The following is a 2,247-nucleotide window of genomic DNA, read 5'->3' as shown; positions in this document are numbered from 1 at the left end:
GTGCCGCCGCCCGTGGCCCGCGCGGTGCCGCCGCCCGTGGCGCCCCCCGCCCCGGTGGCGCGTCCGGCGGTGCCCCCGGCTCCGGCGCCCGTGGCCCGGAGCGCCTCGGTGGCGTTGGACCCGAAGGCCTTCCCGCTGCTCACGTCGCTGGGCCGCAACCTGAGCCAGGCGGCCCGCGAGGGTCGGCTGGACCCGGTGGTGGGGCGCTCGCGCGAGGTCGAGGAGGTCATCGACATCCTGGGCAAGCGCCGCACCAACAACCCGTGCCTGCTGGGCGAGCCCGGCGTGGGCAAGACGGCGGTGGTGGAGGGCGTGGCGCAGCGCCTGCTGGAGCTGCGGGGGACGCTGTCGGAGAAGGTGCTGGTGGAGCTGGACATGGCCTCGCTGGTGGCGGGCACCCAGCTTCGCGGCTCGTTCTCCGAGAAGCTCAACGCGCTGAAGGAGGAGGTCCGCCGCGCGGAAGGGCGCGTGGTGGTCTTCATCGACGAAATCCACACGCTGGTGGGCGCGGGCTCCACGGGCGAGGGCCCGCAGGACGCGGCCAACGAGCTGAAGACGGCGATGGCGCGGGGCGAGTTCCCCTGCATCGGCGCCACCACGCACGACGAGTACCGCAAGTTCATCAGCGCGGACCCGGCGCTGGAGCGCCGCTTCACGGCGGTGGTGGTGAACGAGCCGTCGGTGTCGGAGACGGTGGAGATTCTCAAGGGCATCATCGGCCGGTACGAGGAACACCACGCGCTGCGCTACCTGCCGGAGTCGCTGGAGGCGGCCGCGTCGCTGGCCAGCCGCTACGTGACGGACCGGTTCATGCCGGACAAGGCCATCTCGGTGGTGGACCTGGCGGGCAGCCGGTGCCACCGCGAGGGCCGTGACGTGGTGCAGGCGGCGGACGTGGCGCGGGTGGTGGCGAAGCTCGCGGGCGTGCCCGAGGAGCGGCTGCTCATGAATGACTCGGCGCGGCTGCTCCGGCTGGAGCAGGATTTGTCCGAGCGGGTCATCGGCCACACGGAGGCGGTGGAGCGGATTGCGCGCGTCATCCGCCGCAACTACGCGGGCTTCGCGTCGAGGCGGCCCATGGGCAGCTTCCTCTTCCTGGGCCCCACGGGCGTGGGCAAGACGGAGATGGCGCGGGCGCTGGCGGAGGTGCTGTTCGGCAACAAGGACGCGCTGGTGCGCCTGGACATGAGCGAGATGTCCGAGCAGCACGGCGTGTCGCGCCTCATCGGCTCGCCCGCGGGGTACGTGGGCTTCGGCGAGGGTGGTCAGCTCACGGAGCCGGTGCGCCGCCGGCCGTCGTCGGTGGTGGTGCTGGACGAAATCGAGAAGGCGCACCGCGAGGTGCAGATGCTCCTGCTCCAGGTGCTGGAGGAGGGGCGGCTGACGGACGGCAAGGGCCGGCACATCGACTTCTCGAACACGGTCATCGTGATGACGACCAACCTGGGCGCGGAGGCCTTCTCGCGCACGGGCCGCCCGGTGGGCTTCGGCGCGGACAGCGCGGCCCCGTCGAGCGCCATGGACCTGGCGTCCTCCGCGGCGCGCAAGGCGCTGCCGCCGGAGCTGTGGAACCGCATCGACGAGCGGCTCCCCTTCCGTCCTCTGGAGGAGGTGGAGGTGGCGCGCATCGCCACGCTGCTCTTGGCGGAGAGCAGCAAGCGGCTCGCCAGCGAGCGGGGCATCGAGTACGTCGCGGACGCGGACGTGGTGGGCCACCTGCTGAAGTCGGGCGGGTTCGACCCGCAGCTCGGCGCGCGGCCCATGCGGCAGATGGTGCAGCGGCTGGTGGAGGCCCCGCTGGCGGAGCGCATCCTCTCCGGCGAGTTCGGCGCGGGAGACCGCGTGCGCGTCGCCGTCCAGGCCGGACAGCTGCTGTTCCGGCGTGACGTGAACTGAAGCGGCACCGCGGAGCCGGAACCGTGAATCCGGTTCGGCTCCTGTGTGCTCTCGCGGAGCACCTCCGAGCCGGGCCGAGGCGCCCTGTCCCACACCCGGGCCTGGCGCCTCCTCCCACGGTTCCCTCGCTGAGGTGAGCTTCGACCGCCACCCGGACCGGCTGACGCCCGCGGGGCCCGAAGCACATGAGGCGCCTCCGTCTTCGGGCACCTCACGTCCTACGTGCCCTCGCGGCCCGCGCGTGGTGACATGACCTCTGCTCCCGCCCTGCCGCCCTGCTCTCGCGGGTGCCATCACCGAGGTCTCGATGCCCACCTCTGTCGCCCGTCAGCGCAAGGCCCGTCCCACCCG

General features: G+C 72.8%; 1 protein-coding gene. It reads left to right on the top strand.

What is annotated here, in order from left to right:
* Positions 1-1,896: AAA family ATPase (locus HG543_RS53240; RefSeq protein ID WP_211194804.1), on the top strand; the 1,896-nt coding region annotated here is incomplete at its 5' end.
* Positions 1,897-2,247 lie beyond the last annotated feature (351 nt).

It is taken from the genome of Pyxidicoccus fallax, assembly GCF_012933655.1.
GTDB classification, from domain to species: Bacteria; Myxococcota; Myxococcia; order Myxococcales; family Myxococcaceae; genus Myxococcus; species Myxococcus fallax.
This window is presented reverse-complemented; position numbering and strand designations above follow the sequence as displayed.